We start from the raw sequence: 26,658 nt of genomic DNA, 5'->3' as shown, positions 1-26,658 counted from the left end.
ACTTTTTTCGCGCCAGCCCCGTAAGAGTTCCCTTACGGCTCGCACCCGATAGGGGGGTATTGTGGCGCAATTTCAGCCAGTCATTGTCGAATTTCTGATACGGAAAAACGGATAGAAAAAAACATGCACGAAAAATACGAATTAATATCAACGCCTTGATCGCCCGAAGGTGTCGATATTAATTCGTGGCAGTGAAGGTCGCCACAATTGTGACAATTTTCAGATGCTGCGCGTGGAATCTACCTGTCAGCCGCCGAGGAAACTCTTTCGGACTTCCGGGTCGGCGAGCAATTCCTTACCGGTTCCCGTATAGGCATTGCGCCCCTGCACAAGAACATATCCCTTGTCAGCGATCTCAAGAGCTTGCCGGGCGTTTTGCTCAACCATGAGAATCGGAAGGCCTGTTCGGCTGACCTCAATGATCCGGTCGAACAGTTCGTCCATCACGATAGGTGACACACCTGCGGTTGGTTCATCAAGCATTAACACTTTGGGCTGGGTCATCAATGCCCGGCCTACGGCCACCTGCTGACGCTGTCCGCCCGACAACTCACCCGCTGCCTGATTTCGTTTTTCCTTGAGGATCGGAAACAGATGAAAGACCTGCTCCATCGTGTCTGTGAAATCGTCGCGCCGTATGAACGCGCCCATTTCCAGATTTTCCTGAACTGTCATCGAGGTGAATATGTTCTGGGTCTGAGGCACGAAGCCCATCCCGCGAACCACACGGTCCTGAGGGCTCAGATTGGTAATGTCTTCCCCATCCAGCCGAACAGAGCCGGACCGAACGTCAAGCATACCAAACACAGCCTTCATGGCAGTGGATTTACCGGCACCATTGGGGCCGACGATCACTGCGATTTCACCTTTGTCGACGGCAATCGTGCATTCGTGCAGGATATCCGGCCCCTTGCCGTAACCGCCTGTCATGGTGTCGCCAATCAGGAACGGTCCGCCACCGACATAGTGCGTTTCACCGCTTTCACGATGGGCTGGCGTCATGGTTCCCTGTCCAGCGGTATTGGTGATTGTTGCATCCTTGTTGCCGTGGTCGTCCTGATAGGGGTTGCCGCTCATGCCCCGGCCTCCAGCTTGTCTTTATTTTTCAGACCGGTTCCCAGGTAAGCCTCGATCACGTGTTCGTTGGCCTTGATTTCGTCCAACGTGCCCTCGGCCAGAACCTTGCCTTCGGCCATGCAGATCACCGGATCACAAATCTTGCCGATGAAATCCATGTCATGTTCGATAACTACAAAGGTGTAGCCGCGTTCCTTGTTGAGACGTAGAATCGTGTCGGCAATGGTCATCAGCAGGGTGCGGTTCACGCCGGCACCAACTTCGTCAAGAAACACGATCTTGGCGTCGACCATCATGGTGCGGCCAAGTTCCAGCAGTTTCTTTTGACCACCGGAAACCTGTCCGGCCTTGTGGTCGGCAAGATGCTCGATGGTCAGAAATTCCAGCACCTCATCGGCTTTGGCACGAAGGGCGCGTTCTTCGTCAGCGATGCGCTTTCTGCCAAACCATGTATTCCACAGCGATTCCCCGGATTGGGCGCCTGGAACCATCATGAGGTTTTCCCGGCAGGACATCGACGAAAACTCGTGGGCGATCTGGAACGTGCGCAGCAGCCCCTTGTGAAATAACTCGTGCGGGGGTAGTCCGGTGATGTCCTCACCATCCATCGTGACCTTGCCGCTGGTTGGCGGAAGAACCCCTGCGATCACGTTGAAAAGAGTTGTCTTTCCGGCCCCGTTCGGTCCGATCAAACCCGTGATCGAACCTTTCGCGATTTCCAGCGTAGCTCCATCCACCGCGTGAAAGCCACCAAAGTGCTTATGCACGTCCTCAACGACGATCATGTTATCCCCTGGCTGCATTAGTTAGGGCAGCTCTGTTTTCGTGTTGCCAGACCTCTGAACCGAGGTGCGGTCTTTTGTCATTGAAACAGCCCGGACACAAGGTCCGGGCTGCCTGATTTCATTCGAGTAGGTCGATCAACGGAACTGGACGGTCGTGATCTTGCCGTCTTCGATTTTGTACTCGCGATAGTTACCGGCGGATTCACCGGGGCCGATCAGTTCGACAGCAGTTGCGCCGACATAGTCGACTACGCCACCATCCTTGAGGATCTGCAGAGCTTTGGCCAGTTCACCCGGATAGATCTTTTCACCCGGCGCGTTGGCCACATCCATAACCTTGCCAGCATAATCAGCCGGAGCTTTCGAACCTGCGGCCTGCATGGCCAGCAAGATCAGCGCAGCTGAATCATAGGATTCGCCGACAAAGGACGATGTTCCGTCAAAGCCGTTCGCTTCGCCCATCGCCACAATGGTTTCTGCACCAGGGCTATCGGTGCCCGGCAGCTGACCGGTCGAACCGTCGATTTCAGAACCGAAATCGCTTTCCAGCTTGGCGCCGTACATACCGTCAGGGAAGTGGAAGCTGTCGAATGCGCCGGAATCCAGCGCCGCGCGCATAACGCCCGAGCCACCCTGATCGACATAACCAGCGATCACCAGCTTTTCGCCGCCCGCCGCAGCCAGCGCACCGACTTCAGCCGAATAGTCAGCTTTGCCGTCTTCGTGAGCGGCCGAGATGGTAACGGTTCCGCCAGCCGCTTCGAAAGCCTGCTGGAAGCTGTCGGCAATGCCTTTGCCGTAATCGTTGTTGGTGTAGGTCAGAGCGACTTCTTTGACGCCTTGATCCATCAGCACTTCGGTCATGATCTGACCCTGACGGGCATCAGATGGCGCAGTGCGGAAAAACAGGCCGTTGTCTTCGGCGGTCGACAAGGCAGGTGAGGTCGCCGAAGGCGAAATCATCACCATGCCGTTCGGCAGTGCAACGTTCGAAAGCACGGCGCCGGTCACACCCGAGCAGTCTGCACCAACGATACCGTCAACCTTGTCCGACGTAATCAGACGCTCGGCCGCCGCTGTGGCCGCACCGGAATCGATGCAGGTCGAGTCTGCCCGGATCGCTGTGACTGACGCGCCATCCAGCAGCAGACCGCTGTCGGCGACTTCTTTCATCGCCAGTTCCGCAGCTGCGGCCATCGGCGGGGTCAGAGATTCGATTGGGCCGGTGAAGCCAAAGATGATACCAAGTTTGACGTCTTCCGCGGATGCGGCGCCAGCCATCAATGCAATGGCCGCAGAGGCCGTAAGCAGCTTTTTCATATGGTTACTCCCGTATTGGAACGTATTCGTTCTGCCCCAGACCCTAGGCAAGCTGTTCGGAAAAGGAAAGTCCTAACGAAAAAGTGGTTTGTGCAAAGGAATTCATTTGATTTGATGGGCCTGATTTTGGTCCGCTGGGGCGTTTGATGCGACAAGGCGCGATGCGATGCTTAAGTATTTTGTGATTCTGCTAACGATCTTCTTCCCGGCGATTTCTGTCGCCGAACTGATCAATACATCAGTCGGACAGGTTCGGGTTACAAAGCTTTTGGGTGGTCTGGATACGCCCTGGGCCATCGGAATTCTGCCCGATGGCAGTTTTCTGGTGACCGAACGAGACGGCGATCTGCTGCGTGTGGCTGCGGGAAAAGCTGATCGCGTGACCGGCGTTCCAAAGGTTTACGCTTCGGGGCAGGGCGGTTTGCTGGACGTAATGATTCCACGCGATTTTTCCCGAACACGTGAGGTTTTTCTTTCCTATTCCAAACGTCAGCAGGGCGGGGCCGGCACAGCGGTTGCCGTCGGTCGGCTAAGTGAAAATGGCAAACGGCTGACGAATGTACGGGCAATTTTTGAAGCTGCGCCTGGCAGTTCCGGAGGGCGGCATTTTGGGTCGCGCATTGTCGAAGCCAGCGACGGCACGTTGTTTGTGACCATTGGCGAACGTGGGGACCGGCCATCAGCGCAGGACCGTGCCAATCACAACGGTTCTGTAATTCGAATCAATCGAGATGGTTCGGTGCCCGCAGGTAATCCCTTTCTTGGACAGGCTGGCATCCGGCCCGAAATCTGGTCCTTTGGCCACCGAAACCCGCAGGGGGCGGGATTGGATCTGCAAGGCCGCCTCTGGGTGTCGGAACACGGCGCGAAAGGTGGGGATGAGGTCAATCTAATCCGGAAAGGCGCGAATTTCGGATGGCCGGTGATTTCTTATGGAAAGCACTATTCGGGCGCGAAGATCGGGGAAGGGACCGCGAAACCCGGTATGGAGCAGCCTGAATTCTACTGGGATCCCTCAATCGCGCCGTCCGGACTGCTGGTGTATTCCGGAAAGCTCTGGCCAAAATGGAAGGGGAACATATTTGTAGGCTCTTTGAAATTTGACTACATCGCCCGGCTTTCCGGCTCGCCGCTACGCGAAGTCGAGCAGATCAAATCCCCCGAGACCGAACGCGTACGTGATATCGTCGAGGCGCCCGACGGTTCGATCTGGTTCATTTCTGTGGGGCAGGGCGCGGTCTACAAACTGTCAAAGTAGGCGCACCCTATATTCAGGACTGTCGGGTTACATCAAACCGACAGTCGTGCGCTGTGTGTTCCACGCTCGCGGTAGGGCGTTGTATTGTAATGCGCCCGGTAGCACTTGGAAAAATGTGAAGGGCTGGCAAAACCACAGGCCAGCGCCACGTTGATGACGCTCATATCCGTCTGCATCAGCAGGTTCCGCGCTTTTTGCAGCCGCAATTCCATATAATACCGTTTCGGTGACCGGTTCAGATAACGGCGGAAAAGTCGTTCAAGCTGTCGTGTGGACATTCCGACATCCTTGGCCAGAATCGAGGGCGAGATCGGTTCCTCGATGTTCTTTTCCATCATCTGGATGACCTGGCTGAGCTTCGGATGACGCACCCCGATCCGCGTCGGAGTCGACAGCCGCTGAGTATCCTGATCCGTTCGGATCGAGGAATAGATCATCTGGTCGGCAACCGCATTGGCAAGTTCTTCGCCGTAATCATCCGCGATCAGTTTCAGCATCAGGTCGATTGAGGATGTACCACCAGCTGTCGACATCCGGTTGCCATCGATTAGGAACACCGATTTGGTAAGTTCGACATTCTCGAACTCTTCGGCAAAGCTGTCCGCATTTTCCCAGTGAATCGTTGCGCGTTTACCTTCCAGAAGGCCCGCCTTGGCCAGCGTGTGCGCACCGGTACACAAACCACCGATGCGAATGCCCTTGCGTGCCTCTCGGCGCAACCAGTTCAGCATCTTCTTCGTGGACGCTTTCAGAACGTCGACGCCACCACACACCAACACAACATCGTCGCGTTGTAGTTCAGCTAGATCGTCATCCAGATTGAAAGAAGTTCCTGCCGAGCAGCTCGCGGTTTCTCCACCTTCACCAACGAGTTGCCAAGTATACAGTTCTTTTTCTGCCATGCGATTGGCAATACGAAGACTGTCCAGAGCCGATGCAAAGGACAGCATCGAAAATTTGTCCAGCAGGACAAAGATAAAGCGGCGTGGTTTGGCCGATGTGATTTCCACTTCGACAACTTGGCGTTGCTCTTGCATGGCTGATTGTCCTTATTACGGCGCGTCCGGCACGGAAACGACGGCAGAGTTGGCAAATACCATGCTCAAAGCTTGTTTCCGCCGTCAAGAGGCGCAATTGGGATATGGTCACTCTTCAATGCTTTTTGTATAGAGACCACCTGAAATACTTCAGCGGAGATCCAAGCTATGACCGAATGGCAAAAATCGAACTGGCGCAACAAGCCGCGGGTTCAGATGCCTGACTATACCGATGCGGCCGCACTGGCCAAAGTCGAGGCGCAGCTTTCCCAGTATCCGCCGCTGGTCTTTGCAGGCGAGGCGCGGCGCCTCAAGCAACATCTCGGTGCCGCCGGTCGCGGCGAGGCCTTCCTGCTTCAGGGCGGAGATTGCGCGGAAAGTTTCGAACAATTCAGCGCAGATGCGATCCGTGACACGTTCAAAGTAATGCTGCAGATGGCGATGGTCCTGACCTACGGCGCCAAGGTGCCGGTGGTAAAGGTGGGCCGTATGGCCGGACAATTCGCCAAGCCGCGCAGCGCGCCGACCGAGGTTGTGGACGGCGTGGAGCTGCCCAGCTATCGCGGCGACATAATCAACGAACTTGCGTTCACACCCGAAGCGCGCATTCCGAACCCCGGAAAGATGTTGCAGGCCTACACACAGGCTGCCGCTACGCTGAACTTGCTGCGTGCGTTTTCCACCGGTGGCTTCGCGGATATGAGCAGAGTGCACTCCTGGACGTTGGGTTTCACCGATGAGCAGGATGTTCAGAAATATTCGGAAATTGCCGATCGTATTCAGGACACCATCGACTTCATGGGCGCGGCGGGAATCACCGCTGATACCACTCACGAGTTTTCGACGGTCGAGTTCTACACCAGCCATGAAAGCCTGCTTCTGGAATACGAAGAGGCGCTGACACGTCTGGATTCAACCTCTGGCAAGTGGCTGGCGGGTTCGGGTCACATGATCTGGATTGGAGATCGCACACGTCAGCCCGATGGCGCGCATGTCGAATTCTGCCGGGGCGTTCAAAACCCAATCGGCTTAAAATGCGGCCCGACAACGACCGCTGAGGACCTCAAGGTTCTGATGTCCAAACTGAACCCGGAAAACGAAGAGGGTCGCCTGACCCTGATTGCGCGTTTCGGTGCAGGTAAGGCAGGTGAACATCTGCCGCGTCTGATCAAGGCCGTCAAGGAAGAGGGTGCCAATGTCACCTGGGTCTGCGACCCGATGCACGGCAACACGATCAAATCAGCCACGGGCTACAAAACCAGACCGTTCGAGTCGGTTCTGCGTGAGGTTCGCGACTTTTTTGGTGTTCACCAGGCCGAAGGAACGGTTCCGGGAGGTGTTCATTTTGAAATGACCGGCCTGGATGTTACCGAATGCACCGGTGGTGTACGTGCCGTGACCGAGGAAGACCTGTCCGACCGTTACCACACGGCCTGTGATCCACGTCTGAACGCCACCCAATCGCTGGAACTTGCTTTCCTCGTGGCCGAAGAACTTACAAATCTGCGCCGGGACCGAAACAAGCGCGCAGCCGGCTGAACGCCGATCCATTCAAAAACACCGATAACGGCGGGCCATTTGTCCCGCCGTTTTCATTTCGCGCCCATCGCCTAATCGGGGCCTAATCGGGCTTGTTTGATACAACCAGACGCAAATGTCGCGCCGGGTGGTCAAATTCATTCTGATCTTCCGCAAATTCCATTGCGGGTTCCTTGTGAGCGGTGTTGGAACCCCGAATGCCTGCGACTTCCCGCACCCGATTGGCGCAGATTTCAAATTGACTGGGTGTCGTCCCGACGGGGTCGTCACTGATTAACACACCAAGAATGCGGCTAACCTCCCCAAGATCACTTCTGAGGGGCAGCAGGATCATCCGACCTTCCAGCCGGGGGCATCCAATCCCGCCAGACGCGGAAAGTTGGAGCTCGGCAATTGCAGGTTCGCAGAAAACCCGTTCGATTGTCTGTGACACCTCTTCGCGGGCGGAAGCTTCGAATAAGGCTGATAGTGCCATCCCACGCACTTCCATACCCGCCAGTGCGCTCAGATGGTGCCCTGCCAGACGAAACCGGGCAATGCCGGGGGCGATTCGTTCAAGGATGAATGTGTATTCGAGTATGTTCTCTAGACCACGGGGATCGACCCGAGACCTTTTGGGAACGCCATCCCCATCCAGCAGAGCTGTCCAGTAGCCTTCCGCCTGACGTATTGGGGACAGGCTGCGCCCACTACGGAAACGGTCCATTGCAACGACTTCCCCAACCCTCGATCCGGGGCTTTTCCCAAAAACAGACTTCATCCTCGTTACCTTCACGTCAAAGGCCCGCAGTTATTTTGCAGGCCGCTATGCTGGAACGCAGTTTCGTAACACGTTCACTGTGACGGTCAGATTTGCACAGGTTTATTCAATTTTGGATCAATTCTTTAACGAATGGTTAACTTGCTGAGATCAAGGGCAGGCAACAGCAAGTACTTGCCCTCTGTCGTTGGATGGCATTAGGTGCGTCAACCGCGCTGGACGCATCAACCGACAGGAAAGGGCAGACATGATCAGATCCATGACCGGGTTCGCCTCAGACAAGGGTGAGTTTGGCCTGCACAGCTGGAGTTGGGAGTTGCGAAGCGTGAACGGCAAGGGGCTGGATATGCGCCTGCGCGTGCCCGATTGGTTGACCGGGTTGGAAACCGCTTTGCGGGCTGAACTGTCCAAGGCATTGAGCCGTGGAAATGTGACGCTGTCACTCCGCGTCACACGTCAGGAGGACACTGCAGACCTCAAGCTGAACCCGACTGCCTTGTCTGCGGCACTGGATGCATTGGCCAAAACCGAAGAAATGGCCGCCGCGCGGGGAATTGCGCTGGCGCCGTCGAAGGCCTCTGATCTGCTGGCCTTGCGGGGCATGATGGATGCAAGTGTTGAGGCTGACGACTCAGCCCCCCTAGTTGAATGCCTGAAAGGTGGCTTTGCGCCGCTGCTTGAGGCGTTTCTTGAGATGAGGGAAACCGAAGGCGCGGCGATGGCCAAGGTCATCACAGGTCAGCTGGATCAGGTTGAAAAACTGACAGGGCAGGCTGCGGATCTGGCCGAACGGCGCAAGGGCAAGATGCACGAAACATTGCATGCAAATCTTGCACGGGTCATGGAAAATACCGATGGTGCCGACCCGGATCGCATCGCTCAGGAAATGGCCCTGATTGCGGTCAAGATGGATGTAACCGAAGAAATCGACCGGTTGACTGCCCATATCGGCGCGGCCCGGGACCTGATGAAAGGTGACGGGCCAGTTGGCCGCAAACTGGACTTTCTGATGCAGGAGTTCAACCGCGAAGTAAATACGCTGTGTTCGAAATCGCAGAGTCCGGAACTGACGTCAGTTGGGCTTGAACTGAAGGCGGTCATCGATCAGATGCGCGAACAAGTGCAAAACGTGGAATAAAAACGGGAACAATTCGACATGGCTGATCGTCGAGGTCTACTGATCATTCTGTCTTCGCCCTCTGGCGCCGGCAAATCCACGCTTGCCAGGCGGCTCATGCAGTGGGACGACGGGCTGAAGTTTTCGGTATCCGCCACCACGCGCGCGCCAAGGCCGGGTGAGGAGCACGGGCGTGAGTACTATTTTCTGACAGAGGACGAATTCAGGCAGCAAGTCACGCAGGGCCAGATGCTTGAACATGCCCATGTTTTTGGGAATTTCTACGGCTCTCCGGCAGGGCCGGTGCGGGAAACCATCGTCAATGGTCAGGACGTTCTGTTTGACGTGGATTGGCAGGGCGAAGTTCAGATTCGAAATTCAGACCTTGGCAAGCACGCCCTGTCGATATTCATCCTGCCGCCATCAATCCGCGAGCTGCGCCGCAGGCTGGAAAACCGGGGGCAGGACAGCGAGGATGTGATTGCCAAGCGAATGCTCAAAAGCTGGGATGAGATCAGCCACTGGGGTTACTATGACTATGTTCTGATCAACGATGATCTGGATGAGACCGAAGAAAAGCTGAAAACCATTGTCAGCGCAGAACGTATGCGACGTATTCAGCAACCCAATCTGCAATCACACGTACGTACGCTGCAGTCCGAATTTGAGGAATTGCCATGACCCTTTATGCTTTGGGAGAATTCGCGCCACAGGTCCACAGCGACACCTGGGTTGCGCCCGATGCCAATCTGATCGGCAAGGTCGTGATGGAAGAAGGGTCTTCGGTCTGGTTCGGCTGCACGATCCGCGCCGATCACGAGGAAATACGGATAGGTGCAGGCAGCAACGTTCAAGAGAACTGCGTCATGCATATCGACGCAGGATACCCCCTTACCATCGGCAAGAATTGCACCATTGGCCACAAGGTCATGCTGCACGGTTGCACAATCGGTGAGAACACGTTGATTGGCATGGGGGCCATTGTTCTGAACGGCGCCAAGATTGGAAAAAACTGCCTGATTGGTGCTGGCGCGCTGATTACGGAAAACAAGGAAATCCCGGACAATTCTCTGGTAATGGGGTCTCCGGGCAAAGTTGTGCGGCAGCTTGATGAAGCGGCGGCGCAAAAGATCACCTGGAGCGCACTGCATTACCAAGAGAACATGCGTAAGTTTCGCGATACGCTTAAGCCAGTTTCTTAAGTGATTTGGTGGATTTGTTTTGCGGCGCTGCAACAAGAGTTTTGCAAAACAAGGCTACCCATCCGATAAATCCGGTTCCTTTCGAGGCACATCATGTCTGACGATCTGCTAAGTGAATTTCTTTCGGCGGTTCCGGCGGCCGCAGTGCTGGTGGATCAGTCCGAACGGATCATTGCGGCAAATGCAGACGCATTTTCATTGCTGGGCCCTCAGATCACGGGCCGCCACTTTGCCACGATCTTGCGGCAACCGCAGGTGATCGAGGCAATTGAACAAAGTCTAAAAACCAAGAGCCCGTCCAAAACCAATCATTTGTCCAACGACGGTGCTCAGGACACGACGTTTGAGGTTCAGTGCCGTTATATCAACGGTATCGGTGCTGTCGGGGGCGGGGCTGTCCTGACCAGTTTTGTGGATGTGACACATCTGGAACAGGCCAGTCAGATGCGGCGGGATTTCGTCGCAAATGTCAGTCACGAACTCCGCACACCTCTGACCGCGCTGATGGGGTTCATCGAAACATTGCAGGGACCGGCCCGCGAAGACGCCGAGGCGCGGGACCGATTTTTGCAGATCATGACGGACGAGGCCAACCGAATGAATCGGCTGGTCGGTGATCTTCTGTCCCTGAACCGGGTCGAAAGCGAAGAAAGAGTGCGCCCAACGGAACAGGTCAATCTGATAGGGCAACTCGAATCAACCTTGGACACACTTCGGCCATTGGCTGACAGCGCTGGCGTCGAACTAACGCTTCACGCGCCTGACGATCCCGTGTCCGTGACAGGTGACCGGGATCAGTTGCGGCAGGTTTTTACGAACCTGATTGAAAACGGTATCAAGTATGGCGGCAGCAAAGTCGACATCGACCTGACTTTGGAGGAACGGGACACAGCCGTGCGCGGACCGTCCGTCCGGGTAAAAGTCACGGATAATGGACCCGGCATCGATGCAGTACATCTGCCAAGGCTAACAGAGCGGTTTTACCGTGCGGACAGCCACCGATCGCGCCAACTTGGCGGCACGGGATTGGGCCTTGCGATTGTGAAACACATCGTCAATCGCCACCGGGGACGTCTGAGGGTCCACAGCGAGCTGGGGCAGGGCACGACATTTACGGTTATTCTGCCCCACTGATCAATGCGCGGCTACTCGCCAGTGTATATGGCCCGCAGCTCAGTAATGCTCCCTGCGCATAACAGCTTTGCGTCAGGCCATCCGAATTTCAGGCTCCTTGTCATAATACTGTTACACAGCTGTCACAAAAGGCTTACGTGCCGCTCGTAGGGGTTCGCGCAGGATCATCATAGGGGTGATCGTTGAAATTCATTACCAAGGAGACTGAAATGTCCTTTGTAAAACTGTCGGCTTCGGCGCTTGCTATCGCGGCCGTATCGGCCACCACTGCAGCAGCCCGTGATCAGGTTCAGGTTGCCGGTTCTTCGACCGTACTGCCATACGCGTCGATCGTAGCTGAAGCCTTCGGTGAGAACTTTGACTTCCCCACACCGGTTGTTGAATCGGGTGGCTCCTCTGCAGGCCTCAAGCGTTTCTGTGAAGGTGTTGGCGAAAACACCATCGACGTGGCCAATGCGTCGCGCCAAATTCGTGAGAAGGAAATCAAAGCCTGCGCCGACAATGGTGTGACTGACATCATCGAAGTTCAGATTGGCTATGACGGCATTGTCTTCGCCAGCGACATCAACGGTAACTCGTTCGAATTCACGCCAGAGGACTGGTACAAGGCCCTGTCCGCTCAGGTCGTCGTTGATGGCGCGCTGGTCGACAACCCCTACAAGACGTGGGATCAGGTCAACGCAAACTTCCCGGCACAGCCGATTGCCGCCTTTATCCCGGGCACCAAGCACGGCACCCGTGAAGTTTTCGAAGACAAAGTGATCCTGGCGGGTTGTGAACACCTTGGTGACTTTGACGTCTATCTTGCCGCTGCTGAGGGCGATAGCGACAAGGCCAAGAAAAAAGCAGCTGAGAAAGCATGTATTGCTCTGCGCACCGACGGCGTTTCTGTCGACATCGATGGTGACTACACCGAGACCCTGGCGCGCATCGACAGCAACAAGGACGGTATCGGCGTCTTTGGTCTGGCATTCTACGAAAACAACACCGACAAGCTGCAGGTTGCGACGATGTCGGATGTGACGCCGTCGACCGAAACCATCGCTACAGGCGAATATCCGGTTTCCCGCCCGCTGTTCTTCTACGTGAAGAAAGCTCATATCGGCGTGATCCCTGGCCTGAAGGAATATGCTGAGTTCTTCGTCGCGGATGAGATTGCCGGCCCTGACGGCCCTCTGGCACAGTACGGACTGGTTTCCGATCCGGAACTGGCCAAGGTGCAGGACGCAGTGGCAAACGAAACCGTCCTGGGCGGCGGTTCCTGATCCAGACCTCATTAGAACCGGGGCGTTACGAATGCCCCGGTTCACATTGACTCCAAACTTCTCCTCCCCACGGAGTTCTTATGCCTCTATCATGGCTGTTGATCGTCCTGATCGTAATTTCAGCGGTTGGCTTTTTGGCGGGCCGCACGCGTGCTTTGTCCAGTGCACAGGGTGACGCACGAGAGTTGCACTCTCTGCCGTCCTATTACGGGTACAACGTGGCACTCAGTGCGCTGGTTCCTGCACTCGCCTTGTTGATCATTTGGTTGTTGGTTCAGCCACTTATCGTCAACAATACCGCATCTGGCATGATCCCAGACGAGGCCATCCCGGAAGGTTCCACCCGTGGGCTTATTATGAGCGAGGTTCGCCGTGTCGCCGACGGGTTGGACGGCGCAATAGCTTCAGGTGCCATAACCGAGGAATTCGCGCAAAACGCGCGCGCGGACATCACGGATGTAACCGCCCGCCTGAAAGAGGCCGGACAGGTAATCACTCAAAACGTAACGACGCCTGTTTTGCGCGCTGCACAAGAATACCGCGTTATGAACGCAAACGGAAAGATCGCGATGCAGATTGCGGTCGTAGCAGTAGCCTTGCTGGGCTGGGCTTTTTCCTATGTTCGAACTCACAAGGAATTTCGGGCGCGCAACGTGGTTGAGCGGGGCATTCTCGCATTGCTTTTGTTGGCCGCTTCAATTGCGATCCTGACGACCATCGGCATCGTTTTGTCGATGCTGTTCGAAACGATGAACTTCTTTCAGTTGCATTCCTGGAAGGATTTCTTTTTCGGCAGCACCTGGGCCCCTAACTTTCGCGGAGGCAGTGAATTATCCATTCTGCCGCTGCTTTGGGGAACGCTGTACATTTCTTTGATCGCGTTGTTCGTGGCAGTCCCAATCGGGTTGTTCGCTGCGATTTATCTGTCGGAATACGCCTCTGTTGCAACACGTTCACTGGCGAAACCCCTGCTTGAAATTCTGGCGGGTATTCCGACCATTGTTTATGGTCTGTTTGCCCTGCTAACCGTCGGCCCGGCGCTGGTTGCGTTGTTTGGCAACGGTGGCGCAATTGGCGTTGGATGGATGGCCAGTTCGAACGCGGTGCTGACAGCGGGCCTGGTCATGGGGATCATGCTTATCCCGTTTGTGTCATCGCTGTCCGATGACATTATCAACGCGGTGCCTCAATCGATGCGCGACGGTTCGCTCGGGCTGGGAGCCACCCATTCCGAGACAGTACGACAGGTTGTTCTGCCTGCCGCGCTGCCGGGGATCGTGGGCGCCATCTTGTTGGCTGCGAGCCGTGCCATCGGTGAAACGATGATCGTTGTGATGGCCGCCGGTGCAATCGCGAAGTTTTCGCTAAACCCGTTTGAGGCGATGACAACGATCACCACAAGGATTGTCAGCCAGCTAACGGGTGACACGGATTTTGCCAGCGCCGAGACACTGGTGGCCTTTGCGCTGGGTTTGACCCTGTTTGTTATTACACTGGGGCTGAATATCTTTGCCCTCTACATCGTACGTAAATACCGGGAACAGTACGAATGACCGATATCTCTCAAACACCACCAAACGCTCCGGTGCCCGGTGCAAGCGGCAAAGGTGGGTCGCTGTTCGAAAAAGATGCGCGCACGAAGCGGCGCAATGCCGCTGAAAGCCGGTTCAAAATGTACGGAATCGCGGCTATCAGCGTCGGTCTGCTTATGTTGGCCGTACTGGTTACCAACATCGTCACCGCAGGAGTGGGCGCGTTTCAGCAGACCTATCTGGAACTCGATGTCAATCTGCTGGCAAGCAAGCTGGACAAGAACGGCAAACGAAACATTGATGAGATCAAGAAGGTCTCGACTTTTGGGTATGCCCCCCTGGTCTCCAAGGCGCTGGAGGACAAGGTCGCTGAACTAGGTATCCAGACCGATCTGTCGCCAAAGAAGATGGGCGGCATCCTGTCCAAATCCGCGCTGGCCAAGTTGAGAAACTATGTAATCGCGAACCCAGACGAAATTGGAAACACTGTCAGCTTCAAGTTCCTGGCGAACAGCCGTGTCGATGGGTACGTCAAAGGGCGCGTGACCCGCGAATCCATTGCAAACGACAAAAGTATCTCGGTCGAGCAACTGGATTTCGTCGATCAGTTGATCAGTGCCGGCATCCTGTACAAGGCGTTCAATCCCGACTTTATTTTCGGCGCGGATGCTTCGGACCAGCGTCCGGAAGCCGCAGGAATTGGCGTGTCGATGCTGGGGTCGCTGTTCATGATGCTGGTCGTTCTGGCACTGGCATTGCCGATTGGTGTGGCCGCTTCGATCTATCTTGAGGAATTTGCACCGCAAAACCGACTGACGGATATCATCGAGGTTAACATCTCGAACCTTGCAGCCGTGCCGTCGATTGTCTTCGGTATTCTGGGTCTGGCCGTGTTCATCAACTACATGCACCTGCCGACCTCGGCGCCGCTGGTTGGCGGGCTTGTGCTGACGCTAATGACGCTGCCGACAATCATCATCTCAACACGCGCCTCACTCAAAGCGGTGCCGCCCTCGATCCGGGATGCGGCGCTTGGGGTAGGGGCCTCGAAAATGCAGGCGGTGTTCCACCATGTTCTGCCACTGGCCGCACCTGGTATTCTAACAGGTACCATTATTGGTCTGGCGCAGGCACTTGGAGAAACCGCACCGCTGTTGCTGATCGGGATGGTCGGCTTCATCGCGTCGAACCCGCCCGATAGTCTGGTCGCAGGGTTTTTGTCGCCGAACTCGGCCATGCCCGCGCAAATCTATGAGTGGTCAAAACGCGCCGATCCGGCCTTTTATGAACGCGCTTGGGGAGGCATCATCATCCTGCTGATCTTCCTCGTGACCATGAATACTGTGGCCGTGATCCTGCGCCGCCGCTTTGAACGCCGCTGGTAAGTGAGGCAAAAGAAATGAACGATATGTCTCGACTGGAGAGAACCGTGGAATCCCGTGATATCAAGATCGCCGCCAAAGACGTTCAGGTCTATTACGGCGACACACACGCCATCAAAGACGTGAACGTCGAAATCGAAGACAAGACCGTAACCGCCTTTATCGGCCCGTCAGGTTGCGGAAAATCAACTTTCCTTCGGTGCCTGAACCGGATGAATGACACCATCGACATTTGCCGGGTCAAGGGCGATATCCTGTTGGACGGCGAAGACATCTATGACAAGCGTGTCGATCCGGTGCAATTGCGCGCCAAGGTCGGCATGGTGTTTCAAAAACCAAACCCGTTTCCCAAGTCGATCTATGACAATGTGGCCTATGGCCCACGCATTCATGGGCTCGCCAAGAACAAAGCGGAACTGGATGAGATCGTTGAGAAATCCCTGCGCCGTGGGGCCATCTGGGATGAAGTCAAGGATCGCCTGGACGCGCCCGGAACCGGTCTGTCCGGGGGGCAGCAACAGCGCTTGTGCATCGCACGCGCCGTCGCAACCGCGCCCGAGGTTCTGTTGATGGACGAGCCTTGCTCGGCCCTCGATCCGATCGCGACTGCACAGGTCGAGGAACTGATCGACGAACTGCGCAAGCGCTACTCGGTGGTGATCGTGACCCACTCGATGCAGCAGGCCGCGCGGGTCAGTCAGAAAACGGCATTCTTTCATTTGGGCAATCTCGTGGAGTTCGGTGAGACCGGTCAGATCTTTACCAACCCCGAAGACCCCCGCACCGAAAGTTACATCACCGGCCGTATCGGCTGAGGACAGGTATTTACAAATGACCGAACAACATATCGCATCCGCATTCGATCGCGACCTCGAAGCGATCCAGGCTCATATCATGAAAATGGGCGGCATGGTCGAAGCAGCGATCATGGGCGCCGCCCGGTCGCTGGAAACCCGTGATGAGGAACTGGCCCAAAACGTTCGACAGGGCGACAAGGCCATCGACGCGCTGGAGGAACTGATCAACGAAGAAACCGCGCGTCTGATCGCTTTGCGTGCGCCTACCGCAGGGGATCTGCGGCTGGTGCTTTCGGTGCTCAAGGTTTCGGCCAATCTGGAACGGATCGGTGACTACGCCAAGAACATCGCCAAGCGCACAACGGTTCTGGTCAATGCGCATGAAGTTAACGGCAGCGCCTCGGCCCTGCGGCGTATGGCGCGTGAAGTCGAAGTCATGCTGCGTGATGCATTGGATGCCTATATTCAGCGGGACGCTGAGTTGGCTTCTGACGTGATCGGTCGGGATGAGGATGTCGACCAGATGTATAACGGTCTGTTCCGCGAGTTTTTGACCTTTATGGCCGAAGACCCGCGCAACATTTCCTCATGCATGCATCTGCATTTCATCGCCAAGAATATCGAGCGTATGGGCGATCATGTAACGGCAATCGCCGAGCAGGTCGTATATCTTGTTACCGGCGAGCGCCCGACAGAGTCTCGGCCCAAAGCCGACACAACGTCGCAAACCATCTAGGAGGCTGCGTTCCATGTCCGCAGATCAGCCGACAGTTCTGGTTGTCGAGGATGAATTGGCCCAGCGAGAGGTGCTTGCCTACAACCTCGAAGCCGAGGGTTTCCAGGTATCCAAGGCAGAAAGCGGCGACGAAGCGCTGCTGCTGGTGGATGAGGACTGTCCGGATATCATCGTCCTTGACTGGATGATGCCCAACCTCAGCGGGATCGAAGTTTGCCGGCGGCTGAAGTCCCGCCCGGATACGCGTTCGATCCCGATCATCATGCTTTCGGCCCGCAGCGAAGAAGTGGACAAGGTTCGTGGTCTTGAGACCGGCGCAGATGATTATGTGGTGAAACCATATTCCATTGTCGAATTGATGGCGCGGGTTCGGACACAATTGCGCCGCGTCCGCCCTGCGACAGTTGGACTTCGCCTTGAGTTCGACGACATCGTTCTGGATTCAGAGACACACAAGGTCAGCCGAGGTGAAAAACCCTTGAAGCTTGGCCCGACCGAGTTTCGCTTGCTGAGCACCTTCATGGAAAAACCGGGACGTGTTTGGAGCAGGGAGCAACTGCTGGACCGTGTTTGGGGTCGCGATATTTATGTCGATACGCGGACCGTTGACGTGCATATCGGACGTCTGCGCAAGGCCCTGACACAGCACGGTGGCGCAGATCCGGTTCGTACAGTACGCGGTGCGGGGTACGCACTGGGTTAATCCTACCGCGGTAACGTGTCTTCGGATTGCGCATGCGACGCCAGCCAATGACGAAACTCCCGCAAGGAAGGATCGTCGCCTTTGGTCTTGGGCCAGACCAAGTAGTAGGCGCCCACCGTCTCGACCGCGTCGGGAAAGGCAGCGATCAGCTTGCCCGTGGCCAGTTCCTGCTCTACTAGGTAATTTGGTAAAAGAGCGGCGCCCAACCCATGAAGCGCAGCCTGACTGATCGTCGAAAATTGGTCATGAATAGTGCCGGGCAGGGGAGAGGGATGTGTAACCCCCATCTGCCGAAACCAATCCTGCCAGGCACTGGGACGCGTCTGAATATGCAAAAGAGGAATCTTTAGCAGATCCTTCGGCGACTTGGGTGTCCCATTGGGCAAAAGAGACGGCGCGCAGACTGGCAGAACATGTTCGATCTTGAGGAGCAGGCGATCAGTTCCGGGCCAATCAGGTTCGCCAAAATGCAGTGCTGCATCAAATGGTTCTGACGCAAAGCTGAAGGGCCTGAGCCGCGTTGACATGTTGATTGTGATGTCGGGGTGCAGTCGCGCGAATTCGGGCAGCCGGGGCATCAGCCAGCGCATACCAAATGTCGGAAGTATTGCAAGGTTCAGCGTTCCGCCAACGGGCGCTACGTGCAACCTGAAAGAAGCCTGAGTTATCTGATTCAGGGCCTGCCGGATTTCACTAACATAATCCTGTGCTACCGGCGTCAGTGACAGCCTTTTTCTGTCGCGGCTAATCAGCTCGACATCAAGCTGCGATTCCAGCGTCTGCAATTGCCGACTGATCGCGCTTTGTGTCAGTGAAAGTTCGTCTGCAACTGCTGAAGCAGAGCCAAGGCGGTCCAGCGCCTCCAAAGCGCGTAACGAGGAAAGTGACGGCAAAAGTCTGCGTGATGTTTTCATGTATGCGTTTTACTCATGAAACTGTGAAAAAGTCTCGCTGTATCTTGATGCAATGGCAGAGTAGGGTGCGCCAAACAGATGAAGTGGAGTTGTGCCATGAATGCCCCGGATCCAAAACCAACCCTTCGCGCCAAGGATGCACCTGATCTCGGAACATTCACTTGGGACGATCCGTTTCGGTTATCGGAACAGCTGACCGAAGATGAACGGATGGTTGCAGACAGCGCCTATGCCTATGCACAGGAAAAGCTGCAGCCACGCGTTACCGAAGCATTCCAGAATGAAGAAACCGATCCGGAGATTTTCCGTGAGATGGGTGAAATGGGATTGCTGGGAACAACGATCCCCGAAGAATATGGCGGCATTGGCGCGGGCTATGTCACCTACGGGTTGGTCGCACGGGAAGTTGAGCGTGTGGATTCCGGTTATCGGTCCATGATGTCTGTCCAAAGTTCATTGGTCATGTACCCGATCTACGCCTACGGCAGCGAGGAACAGCGGAGGAAATATCTGCCTAAACTTGCCAGCGGCGAATGGATCGGCTGTTTCGGGCTGACCGAAGCTGATGCCGGATCGGACCCCGCAGGAATGAAAACACGGGCTGAGAAAATTGAAGGCGGCTACAGACTGACCGGTAGCAAGATGTGGATTTCGAATTCACCTATCGCCGACGTTTTCGTGGTTTGGGCAAAGTCTGATGCGCATGACGGAAAAATCCGTGGGTTTGTCCTTGAGAAGGGCGCCAAGGGTCTGAGTGCGCCCAAGATCCAAAACAAGCTGAGCCTGCGCGCGTCGATCACTGGCGAAATCGTTCTGGATAACGTCGAGGTCGGCGAAGACGCTCTGCTACCTCACGTTCAAGGTTTGAAAGGTCCGTTCGGATGTTTGAACCGGGCACGGTACGGGATCAGCTGGGGAGTTATGGGGGCCGCCGAATGTTGTTGGCATGCTGCCCGGCAATACGGTCTGGACCGCAAGCAGTTCAATCGGCCGCTGGCGCAAACTCAACTGTTTCAACGAAAACTCGCTGATATGCAGACTGAGATAGCGTTGGGATTGCAATCCAGTCTTCGGGTCGGACGTCTTCTGGATGAAGCCAACGCTGCGCCTGAAATGGTATCTATCGTCAAACGCAACAACTGTGGCAAAGCGCTGGATATCGCGCGGATGTCGCGGGACATGCATGGCGGAAACGGTATTTCGTTGGAATTCAATGTCGTACGGCACATGGTGAATCTTGAAACCGTGAATACCTACGAAGGAACACACGATGTTCACGCACTGATCCTGGGCCGCGCACAAACAGGGCTTCAGGCATTCTTCTAACGGCGGGGATTGTGGCTGAATGTCGATGTGCGCGTCTACATAGGCATCTGACAATAACCGCATAATCGGTATTATGGTAATTAAAGGGTGACGCGACGTACCACGCGTCCACCCTTGGCCGTTTGTTATCCCATCACTACGATCCTCGGTTGAAACATAAGTTTGATGCCGGAAATTTGGATTGGGACATGGAACTAAAAGACAGGATTGTAGTCATTACAGGCGCAGCCGGTGGTATCGGTAAAGGATTGGCCGAACGGTTTGCCAAAGAAAACCCCAAGTGCGTCGTATGCGCCGATATCGATCTGGCCGCTGCGCGGGTCGTAGCGGAAGAAATCGGTGGCGTTGCTCTCAAGTGCGATGTTTCCAGTGAAGCCAACATCGAGGCGCTGATTACAACTGTCGAAAAAGATATTGGGCCAATTGATTTGTTCTGCTCGAACGCTGGCATTCTGACGCTGGGTGGCCTCGACGTTCCGGACGAAGATTGGAACCGAATTTGGGACATCAATCTCATGTCCCATGTTTGGGCTGCGCGTCATGTAGTGCCACGCATGATTGCCCGTGGTGGTGGTTATCTGTTGAACACAGCCTCGGCGGCCGGGCTGCTAAATCAACCGGGTGCGGCGCCTTATGGGGTTACCAAGCACGCAGCGGTTGGTCTGGCCGAGTGGCTGGCTTTGACATACGGCGATAAAGGAATTGGGGTTTCGGTGTTGTGCCCTCAGGCCGTTCGATCTGAAATGACCCGTGGGCACGAAGATTCCGTAGCAGCAATAGATGGAATGCTGGAACCTGAGCACGTAGCTGAAGCCTGTGTTGAGGCAATTCGCGACGAACGCTTCCTAATTTTACCACACCCGCAGGTATTGGACTATATGCGCCTTAAGACGTCAGATTATGACAGGTGGATTGGCGGAATGCGCAAGTTAAATAGGCAGTTTAGCGGTGATAGTTAACCCTTTCTCAGAGGCCGGCGCATAAGTCCTTCCTGAGCGACCGACGCAACCAATACGCCATCTTCCGTGTAGATCGAACCTCGGTTGAAGCTACGCCCCTGCCCTGTCCAAGGTGCGTCCATCGAATACAGGTGCCAGTTTTCGAATTGAATCGGCGCATGAAACCACATGGTGTGATCCAGGCTGGCGCCGTTCACTTCGCGTTTGAACCAGCTCAACCCGTGAGGGCGCATACCGGAACTCAGCAGTGCCATATCAGACGCGTAGGCCAGCAGAATATGCTGCGTTTGTGGGTCGGCGCCTGCGGCAGCACCCATGCGGAACCAAAGGTGATTCCGATCGTCGGCCTTAACGGGATCAAAAAGATCCAGCGGGTCGACTTCCCGTACTTCGATCGGCCGCTCACGCATGAATTCCTTTCGGAAATTCTCTGGTACCCGATCAAGGTACTTCTGCCTCAATTCGTCTCGGGACGGATGGTGCTCGGCTTTTTCGACACTGGGCATGGGATGTTGATAATCCCAACCTTCATCCTGTACGTGGAACGATGCGGACAAATTCAGAATTTGCTTGCCGTGCTGGATGGCCACTACGCGCCGAGTGGTGAAAGAACCTCCATCTCGCGCTCTATCTACCTGATAAACAACGGGTATACTTGGATCGCCGGGGCGAATGAAATAGGCGTGCAGCGAATGACAAAGCCGACCCTCGACAGTGCGATAAGCAGCAGCCAAAGCTTGGGCAACCACCTGCCCTCCGTATATTCGTGTTGGCGTTTCGCCCCCGGACCCGGTGCCGCGAAACAGATCGACCTCGAGCCTTTCCAGGTTCAGCAGGTCAAGAAGAATGCGCTCCGCTTCCGTCATTGTGTGTCCTTAGTTTCAGCCCTGCATTCAGGTATCAGCCCGCTCAAGGTCAATCAATGAGTGCGGCGTGAACAAGCGCTTTTAGCTCGGATCGCGAAGGATATGAACTGGACGGGGAAAGCTGTGTAAAAAAGATCACTGTCAGATCGTGCACCGGATCAATCCAGAAAAAGGTCGAGGCCATTCCACCCCAACTGAAATCGCCAACAGATCCTGCTACATGTGCTTTGACCGGATCCAGCATAACGGCGCCCCCAAGGCCAAATCCCATACCTTCCATTGGTTGTTCAGCGAAACTTTGCGGACCCATCGATGCAATGTCGCCCGGCAGGTGATTGCGCATCATCAACTTTATGGTCTCAGCTTCCAAAAGCCTGCCGTTCACGCCCATACCGCCACTGCGGAGCATATCTGCAAACCGACAGTAATCATCGATCGTACTGACCAAACCTCCACCACCGGAATACAGGACCGCATTTTCAAAAGGAGAATTCCCGGCCTGATCTACCAAACGCAAAGTCTCGTCGCCTGATTTGGCCGCATTAAGGGCCATCGCGTCGCCCTCGAGCGGTGTATAAAGGGACGCAAATCTGTCCCCTGCCCCTGTTGGCGCAGAAAACCCTGTTTCTGTCATTCCGAGAGGTTCGAAAATTTCATCCTGAAAGAAGCGTTCAAGTGTTTTGCCAGAAACAATTTCAACAACACGCCCTATGACGTCGATACCAACAGAATACTCCCAGCGCGAACCCGGCTGAAAAGCAAGTGGCAGAGCCGCCAGGGCATCAACCATCACCGACAATTCACCCTGATTGGGCTTGAACGTCAGGCCCTGTTCGTCCATCGCCTTAGGCAGGATACCCGGGTTGAAGGAATAGCTGAGCCCGCTTGTATGCGTCAGCAACTGGCGCAGCGAGGGTACCGATGACGGCTCGACCTGATCGGTTCCCACTGCTTCGGGGATCAGGGCGTACCTATCGTCGAACGATGGAATAATCTCGGCGACCGGGGCATCAAGCCGGAGAAGCCCTCGTTCCACCAGCATCATCAATGCAACCGTAGTCACCGGCTTGGTCATTGAATAGATTCTCACCAGCGTGTCACGCTGGAACGGGAGGCTGTTTTCGACACTGCGCAATCCCGTCTCGTTGAAATAAACTTCGCTACCCGAGCGGGTTATCAGGACAGAGCTGCCGGCATATTTACGCTCGTCAACATATTGCTGCATCCAGGAAGAGATACGATTCAACCTGGATTGATCGAATCCATGATGTGTAGACGTATCCATTCCTGCAGGCTCTCCTTACGTTGCATGAACTGAGTGTCCTTCGGAGTGGGCGGAGAAGGAAGTACGTAGGAATACGCATCCTAATCTGACCCACTTCACAGCGCGCTGCCTTAAAATTGAATTTGAGCTTTCTCTGAAGAAGATTGCGGCTTGTTACGGCTTCATTCCAAGAAACCTTGCTGCCTGCACCAGTTTCTCGGCGTAATCTTCCTCCAATTGGCGGGGTGAGACGTGAAAACTGGGCCCACCAACATTAAGCCCGAATATTCGGCCATCCTCCAGAGAATGGACCGGAGCGGAAATCGCGTTAACGTCTTCGCGCCACAGTCCATAACCGGTACAGTACCCCTTGGCGCTGCATTCTTCCTTGGCGGACCGAACTATTGCCCGAAGTTCGTCCTGCGAACGGCCAAGATCATCGAATGCCGCTGAAACGGCCGCTTCCTGCTCTGCTTCCGACATCCCGGCAAGGATCGAACGGCCCATGGATGAATAAAACAAAGGCAACCGTGACCCTACATGCATGGTCAAGGCAACGTTCTCACGCGATCTGTTTACTGCTACGTAGATGACATCGGAACGATGTGCCTCACCCAGAGCGGCGGTAATATAGGAATTGGGCCCGTCGCGCAGATTTCTTAGTGCAACAGCAGACCGGTCGCATACATCGATTGAGGCCAAGGCAGAAAACCCCAGGCGCAAGACCCCTACCCCTAGGCGGTATGACCCTCCTTGTTGTTCCTGCACCAGATACCCCAACTGGCACAATGTGTGCGTCAGGCGTGAAACCGTGGGCTTGGGCAATCCGGTTCGGTCTGAAAAATCAAGGTTTGTGAGCGTTGTCTCTCCGGATCGAAAACACCGCAGAATATCCAGGCCACGCGCCAGCGCGGTGACAAAATTTCGATCTTTTTCGTCTTGTGGTGTCAAACCTCGTTCCATCTTGTTCGCGCTGCTGGAGCTACTGTTTCAATGCATCAAGTCCGTTTTGGGCAAACACAGGTACATATTGACCTAACATCTTCGCCCTTTCCGGATTGGACGCGTTGCCATCCAGCGCTCGCTTGTAAACGCCCTGAATGATTGCCGCCATGCGAAAGAAATTGAAAGCGAGGTAAAAGCCGAAGTTCTCGATTGCTGGTAACCCGCGGCGCTTAAGGTAACTTGCAATGAACTCTTGGTCGGATGGCAAACCCAAGGATTGCCTGTCAATCCCAGCCAGGCCGCGCCCGTCTTTTCCTGGAGGCATCTGCCATTGCATGATAACCGCCGCCAGATCTGCATAAGGGTGGCCAATTGTCGACAACTCCCAGTCCAGAATTCCCAGACAGCGTGTGCCGTTTTTTTCGAACATCATGTTGTCTATTCGATAGTCACCGTGAACCAGCGTTCTCTGTCCGTCGTCGGCGGGCATGTTGACCTCCAACGCGTGGATCAGTTGATCCATCTGTTGGATTTTTGCAGTCTCAGACGCGCGATATTGCTTGGTCCAGCGGCCTATCTGTCTTTCAAAGTAGTTTCCCGGTGGCCCATATTCCGACAACCCCACCGCATCGATATCGACGCTGTGCAATTCGGCCAGAACCCGGTTCATTTCATCGATTACCGCCGCGCGGGTTTCGTTTGTTTCCCCTTTCATGGATGGTTCGTCAAAGTTGCGGCCGTCCAGATGTTCCATAACGTAGAAGGCTGACCCAATAACTTCGTCGTCTTCGCATAATGTGTACATGCGGGGTACAGGCACCCTGCTATCGGCCAGCACCTTCTGAACACGAAACTCACGATCCACCGCATGCGCGGATTTGAGAAGAACTCCCGGCGGTTTTCGCCGCAGAACATACTTTTTTGAGGGGGTTTCCAGCAGGAAAGTCGGGTTCGACTGTCCGACCGCGAACTTGGTCGCGCTAACTGGACCTTCATAACCCTCAAGATTCTCTCGAAGATACGCGTCCACTGCTTTCAGATCGAGGTGGTTTGAAACATCGTTCATTGGCAGCCCTTAACTATAGGTCAACATTCCGGCCACTTCATGCGGCGCGAAATGCGGAGTTACATTGAATTCATGTAAAAAGAACGCCTTGGGCGTGAATATGAACCTTGTCATCGAGGTGTTTTTGACCTGCAGGTTCAAGGCAATCATCTGATCCGGCGGTGCCCTGAGAGTTGCCGCGACCAGTTGGCCGATAGCCCCGCCAGAGCTTACGACGAGCACGCGGTTTGCGTTGGTATCCGTTGAAAAAGATCGCGCTTCTTCAATCCGGCGCTTGAAGGAAATCCAGCTTTCCTTGGCGTTCTCAAGTCCCCCGGCCTGCCACTCGGCCAGAGTTTCGCGCAGGGTACGAAAATGGGTCTTTCGGTCATACTGCACCGGGTCCGGTATTACCCCGCCAAACTTCACACGAAGGAGGTCGTGAAAATCGTATTCATTCCAACCGAAATGCTCGTCGGTTTCGACATCGAACCCCATCGAGGTCGCAGTTTCCTTTTGACGAAACAATGTCCCCGTGACGACTCTGTCAGGTACCCAGCCCGAAGCCCTCAAGGCATCCCCTGCAAGTGCAGATTGTTTGTGGCCCAATTCGCTCAGACGATCATAGTCATCTGCGCCGAATGATGCTTGTGCATGCCGGATTACCAGAAGTTCCGCCATGGTTAGCCTGTGAACTCGGATGCTAGTTTCGCCCCGGCATTCCTGTACTCGCGATCGATACGATTGATCAGGTCTGCAGTGCTGACAACTTCGGTTATATCACCGATACCCTGCCCCGACCCCCAAATCTCTTTCCATGCCTTGGGTTTGGCAGATCCCTGACTGAAGCTCATTGAACTCGCGTCGGCTGATGGCAGGTTTTCCGGATCCATACCCGCACGTTCGACTGATTTCTTCAGGTAATTCCCGTGAACCCCAGTAAACAAAGACGAATACACGATGTCCTCAGCGCCACTTTCGACAATCAGGCGTTTGTAATCGTCGTGTGCGCTTGCCTCATGCGTTGCGATGAACGGCGAGCCGACATACCCGAAATCAGCCCCCATGGCCCGTGCCGCCAACAACGCTTCTCCGCTTGCAATTGCTCCGGACAAGGCCAGAGGGCCGTCGAACCATTGCCGGATTTCCCGGATCAGAGCCAACGGGGATTGCTGTCCTGCATGCCCCCCAGCCCCGGCTGCGACGGCGATCAATCCGTCGGCGCCTTTATCAATGGCTTTCCTGGCGAACGTATTGTTGATCACATCATGCAGAACGACGCCACCACAGCTGTGAGCGGCTTCGTTGACTTCTACCCGTGCACCCAGTGACGTGATCCAGACCGGGACTTTCCATCGCGTACAAATCTCAAGATCTCTCTCCAACCTTTCATTCGAACGATGCACGATCTGGTTCACCGCAAAGGGCGCGGCGGGTTGGTCGGGGTTGTCCTGATTATGACGATCAAGTTCTTCGTTGATCTGCCTTAGCCAACTCTCCAGCAAAGGCGGCTCTCCAGCTGCTTCGCGGGCATTCAGGGCTGGGAACGACCCAATGATACCAGCCTTGCACTGCGCGATAACCAGGTCGGGAACGGAGATGATAAACAGAGGCGACCCGATCATTGGCAATCGCAATCCCCGAAGTTGTTCCGGCAGGCGGGCTTCGTTACGGTTCCAGATCAAATCTTTCATT

Annotated in this window: 26 protein-coding genes; 14 read left to right on the top strand and 12 right to left on the bottom strand. The window is 55.2% G+C overall.

The genetic code is table 11. The features are described 5' to 3' along the window. Window positions 1-246: 246 nt before the first annotated feature. From ACR0NA_RS03620 to ACR0NA_RS03610, 3 genes are all read right to left on the bottom strand, one after another. On the bottom strand, window positions 247-1,077 hold the full coding sequence (locus ACR0NA_RS03620; RefSeq protein WP_480726135.1) for an ABC transporter ATP-binding protein: 831 nt from the start codon (window positions 1,075-1,077) through the stop codon (window positions 247-249). Continuing rightward, the gene (locus ACR0NA_RS03615) at window positions 1,074-1,862 is read right to left on the bottom strand and encodes an ABC transporter ATP-binding protein (RefSeq protein ID WP_170655583.1); all 789 of its coding nucleotides are present in this window, start codon (window positions 1,860-1,862) and stop codon (window positions 1,074-1,076) included. Before ACR0NA_RS03615 ends, ACR0NA_RS03620 begins: the two co-directional genes overlap by 4 nt. Before the next feature lie 135 nt (window positions 1,863-1,997). Beyond that, window positions 1,998-3,182: an ABC transporter substrate-binding protein gene (locus tag ACR0NA_RS03610; RefSeq protein WP_480726133.1), complete on the bottom strand. Its 1,185-nt coding sequence runs from the start codon at window positions 3,180-3,182 to the stop codon at window positions 1,998-2,000. Window positions 3,183-3,348: 166 nt separating this feature from the next. Between ACR0NA_RS03610 and ACR0NA_RS03605 the strand changes: the two genes are divergently transcribed. Continuing rightward, complete coding sequence (locus ACR0NA_RS03605) at window positions 3,349-4,440, top strand: PQQ-dependent sugar dehydrogenase (RefSeq protein ID WP_480726130.1); 1,092 nt, start codon at window positions 3,349-3,351, stop codon at window positions 4,438-4,440. A 32-nt stretch (window positions 4,441-4,472) separates the two neighbouring features. On the opposite strand, the gene ACR0NA_RS03600 is transcribed toward ACR0NA_RS03605, so the two are convergent. After that, window positions 4,473-5,477: a GlxA family transcriptional regulator gene (locus ACR0NA_RS03600; RefSeq protein WP_170655577.1), complete on the bottom strand. Its 1,005-nt coding sequence runs from the start codon at window positions 5,475-5,477 to the stop codon at window positions 4,473-4,475. 168 nt (window positions 5,478-5,645) lie between these two features. Here ACR0NA_RS03600 and ACR0NA_RS03595 point away from each other — a divergent pair, with 168 nt between their 5' ends. Beyond that, window positions 5,646-7,016 (top strand): class II 3-deoxy-7-phosphoheptulonate synthase, encoded by a 1,371-nt coding sequence (locus ACR0NA_RS03595; RefSeq protein ID WP_170655575.1) that lies wholly within the window; start codon window positions 5,646-5,648, stop codon window positions 7,014-7,016. A gap of 82 nt (window positions 7,017-7,098) precedes the next feature. Here the strand turns inward: ACR0NA_RS03595 and ACR0NA_RS03590 are convergent, their stop codons facing one another. Next, window positions 7,099-7,722, bottom strand: a complete 624-nt coding sequence (locus ACR0NA_RS03590) for a PAS domain-containing protein (RefSeq protein ID WP_480726127.1) — start codon at window positions 7,720-7,722, stop codon at window positions 7,099-7,101. Window positions 7,723-8,023: 301 nt separating this feature from the next. Between ACR0NA_RS03590 and ACR0NA_RS03585 the strand changes: the two genes are divergently transcribed. The 10 genes from ACR0NA_RS03585 to phoB all read left to right on the top strand — a co-directional run bounded on the left by ACR0NA_RS03585 (window position 8,024) and on the right by phoB (window position 17,644). Continuing rightward, window positions 8,024-8,914, top strand: a complete 891-nt coding sequence (locus tag ACR0NA_RS03585) for a YicC/YloC family endoribonuclease (RefSeq protein WP_480726125.1) — start codon at window positions 8,024-8,026, stop codon at window positions 8,912-8,914. An 18-nt stretch (window positions 8,915-8,932) separates the two neighbouring features. Further along, entirely contained in the window at window positions 8,933-9,574 is a 642-nt protein-coding gene (gmk, locus tag ACR0NA_RS03580; protein ID WP_480726123.1) for a guanylate kinase, read from the top strand. After that, a complete protein-coding gene (locus ACR0NA_RS03575; RefSeq protein WP_480726121.1) occupies window positions 9,571-10,095 on the top strand; it encodes a gamma carbonic anhydrase family protein in 525 nt (174 codons plus the stop codon). Before gmk ends, ACR0NA_RS03575 begins: the two co-directional genes overlap by 4 nt. A gap of 93 nt (window positions 10,096-10,188) precedes the next feature. After that, on the top strand, window positions 10,189-11,229 hold the full coding sequence (locus tag ACR0NA_RS03570; RefSeq protein WP_480726119.1) for a sensor histidine kinase: 1,041 nt from the start codon (window positions 10,189-10,191) through the stop codon (window positions 11,227-11,229). Between the two features lie 209 nt (window positions 11,230-11,438). Then, window positions 11,439-12,494, top strand: coding sequence for a substrate-binding domain-containing protein (locus ACR0NA_RS03565; protein ID WP_170655563.1), 1,056 nt, complete (start codon window positions 11,439-11,441; stop codon window positions 12,492-12,494). An 80-nt stretch (window positions 12,495-12,574) separates the two neighbouring features. Further along, the gene (gene pstC, locus ACR0NA_RS03560; protein ID WP_480726116.1) at window positions 12,575-14,047 is read left to right on the top strand and encodes a phosphate ABC transporter permease subunit PstC; all 1,473 of its coding nucleotides are present in this window, start codon (window positions 12,575-12,577) and stop codon (window positions 14,045-14,047) included. Then, window positions 14,044-15,411: a phosphate ABC transporter permease PstA gene (gene pstA, locus ACR0NA_RS03555; protein WP_480726113.1), complete on the top strand. Its 1,368-nt coding sequence runs from the start codon at window positions 14,044-14,046 to the stop codon at window positions 15,409-15,411. Before pstC ends, pstA begins: the two co-directional genes overlap by 4 nt. A gap of 14 nt (window positions 15,412-15,425) precedes the next feature. After that, complete coding sequence (gene pstB, locus ACR0NA_RS03550; RefSeq protein ID WP_480726111.1) at window positions 15,426-16,223, top strand: phosphate ABC transporter ATP-binding protein PstB; 798 nt, start codon at window positions 15,426-15,428, stop codon at window positions 16,221-16,223. 16 nt (window positions 16,224-16,239) lie between these two features. Then, window positions 16,240-16,941, top strand: coding sequence for a phosphate signaling complex protein PhoU (gene phoU / locus ACR0NA_RS03545; protein WP_480726108.1), 702 nt, complete (start codon window positions 16,240-16,242; stop codon window positions 16,939-16,941). 13 nt (window positions 16,942-16,954) lie between these two features. Next, window positions 16,955-17,644 (top strand): phosphate regulon transcriptional regulator PhoB, encoded by a 690-nt coding sequence (gene phoB / locus ACR0NA_RS03540; RefSeq protein ID WP_480726105.1) that lies wholly within the window; start codon window positions 16,955-16,957, stop codon window positions 17,642-17,644. 2 nt (window positions 17,645-17,646) lie between these two features. On the opposite strand, the gene ACR0NA_RS03535 is transcribed toward phoB, so the two are convergent. Then, entirely contained in the window at window positions 17,647-18,558 is a 912-nt protein-coding gene (locus ACR0NA_RS03535; RefSeq protein WP_480726100.1) for a LysR family transcriptional regulator, read from the bottom strand. Between the two features lie 96 nt (window positions 18,559-18,654). Here ACR0NA_RS03535 and ACR0NA_RS03530 point away from each other — a divergent pair, with 96 nt between their 5' ends. Together ACR0NA_RS03530 and ACR0NA_RS03525 are read left to right on the top strand one after the other, a co-directional pair. Then, the gene (locus ACR0NA_RS03530) at window positions 18,655-19,884 is read left to right on the top strand and encodes an acyl-CoA dehydrogenase (protein ID WP_480726097.1); all 1,230 of its coding nucleotides are present in this window, start codon (window positions 18,655-18,657) and stop codon (window positions 19,882-19,884) included. Window positions 19,885-20,072: 188 nt separating this feature from the next. Beyond that, window positions 20,073-20,843 carry an SDR family oxidoreductase gene (locus ACR0NA_RS03525; protein WP_480726095.1) on the top strand — a complete coding sequence of 257 codons (771 nt, stop codon included), beginning with the start codon at window positions 20,073-20,075 and terminating at the stop codon, window positions 20,841-20,843. On the opposite strand, the gene ACR0NA_RS03520 is transcribed toward ACR0NA_RS03525, so the two are convergent. From ACR0NA_RS03520 to ACR0NA_RS03495, 6 genes are all read right to left on the bottom strand, one after another. Next, window positions 20,840-21,709 (bottom strand): acyl-CoA thioesterase, encoded by an 870-nt coding sequence (locus ACR0NA_RS03520; protein WP_480726093.1) that lies wholly within the window; start codon window positions 21,707-21,709, stop codon window positions 20,840-20,842. The two genes, ACR0NA_RS03525 and ACR0NA_RS03520, sit on opposite strands and share 4 nt — an antisense overlap. A gap of 49 nt (window positions 21,710-21,758) precedes the next feature. Then, the gene (locus ACR0NA_RS03515) at window positions 21,759-22,934 is read right to left on the bottom strand and encodes a serine hydrolase domain-containing protein (protein ID WP_480726091.1); all 1,176 of its coding nucleotides are present in this window, start codon (window positions 22,932-22,934) and stop codon (window positions 21,759-21,761) included. 213 nt (window positions 22,935-23,147) lie between these two features. Then, window positions 23,148-23,936 (bottom strand): IclR family transcriptional regulator, encoded by a 789-nt coding sequence (locus ACR0NA_RS03510; protein WP_480726090.1) that lies wholly within the window; start codon window positions 23,934-23,936, stop codon window positions 23,148-23,150. Window positions 23,937-23,955: 19 nt separating this feature from the next. Then, the gene (locus ACR0NA_RS03505; RefSeq protein WP_480726088.1) at window positions 23,956-24,984 is read right to left on the bottom strand and encodes a phosphotransferase; all 1,029 of its coding nucleotides are present in this window, start codon (window positions 24,982-24,984) and stop codon (window positions 23,956-23,958) included. 9 nt (window positions 24,985-24,993) lie between these two features. Then, window positions 24,994-25,644, bottom strand: a complete 651-nt coding sequence (locus tag ACR0NA_RS03500; RefSeq protein ID WP_480726086.1) for a histidine phosphatase family protein — start codon at window positions 25,642-25,644, stop codon at window positions 24,994-24,996. Window positions 25,645-25,646: 2 nt separating this feature from the next. Further along, window positions 25,647-26,657 (bottom strand): NAD(P)H-dependent flavin oxidoreductase, encoded by a 1,011-nt coding sequence (locus tag ACR0NA_RS03495; RefSeq protein ID WP_480726083.1) that lies wholly within the window; start codon window positions 26,655-26,657, stop codon window positions 25,647-25,649. Between the last annotated feature and the right edge of the window lies 1 nt (window position 26,658).

It is taken from the genome of Ruegeria sp. C11 (assembly GCF_056537725.1).
This window is presented reverse-complemented; position numbering and strand designations above follow the sequence as displayed.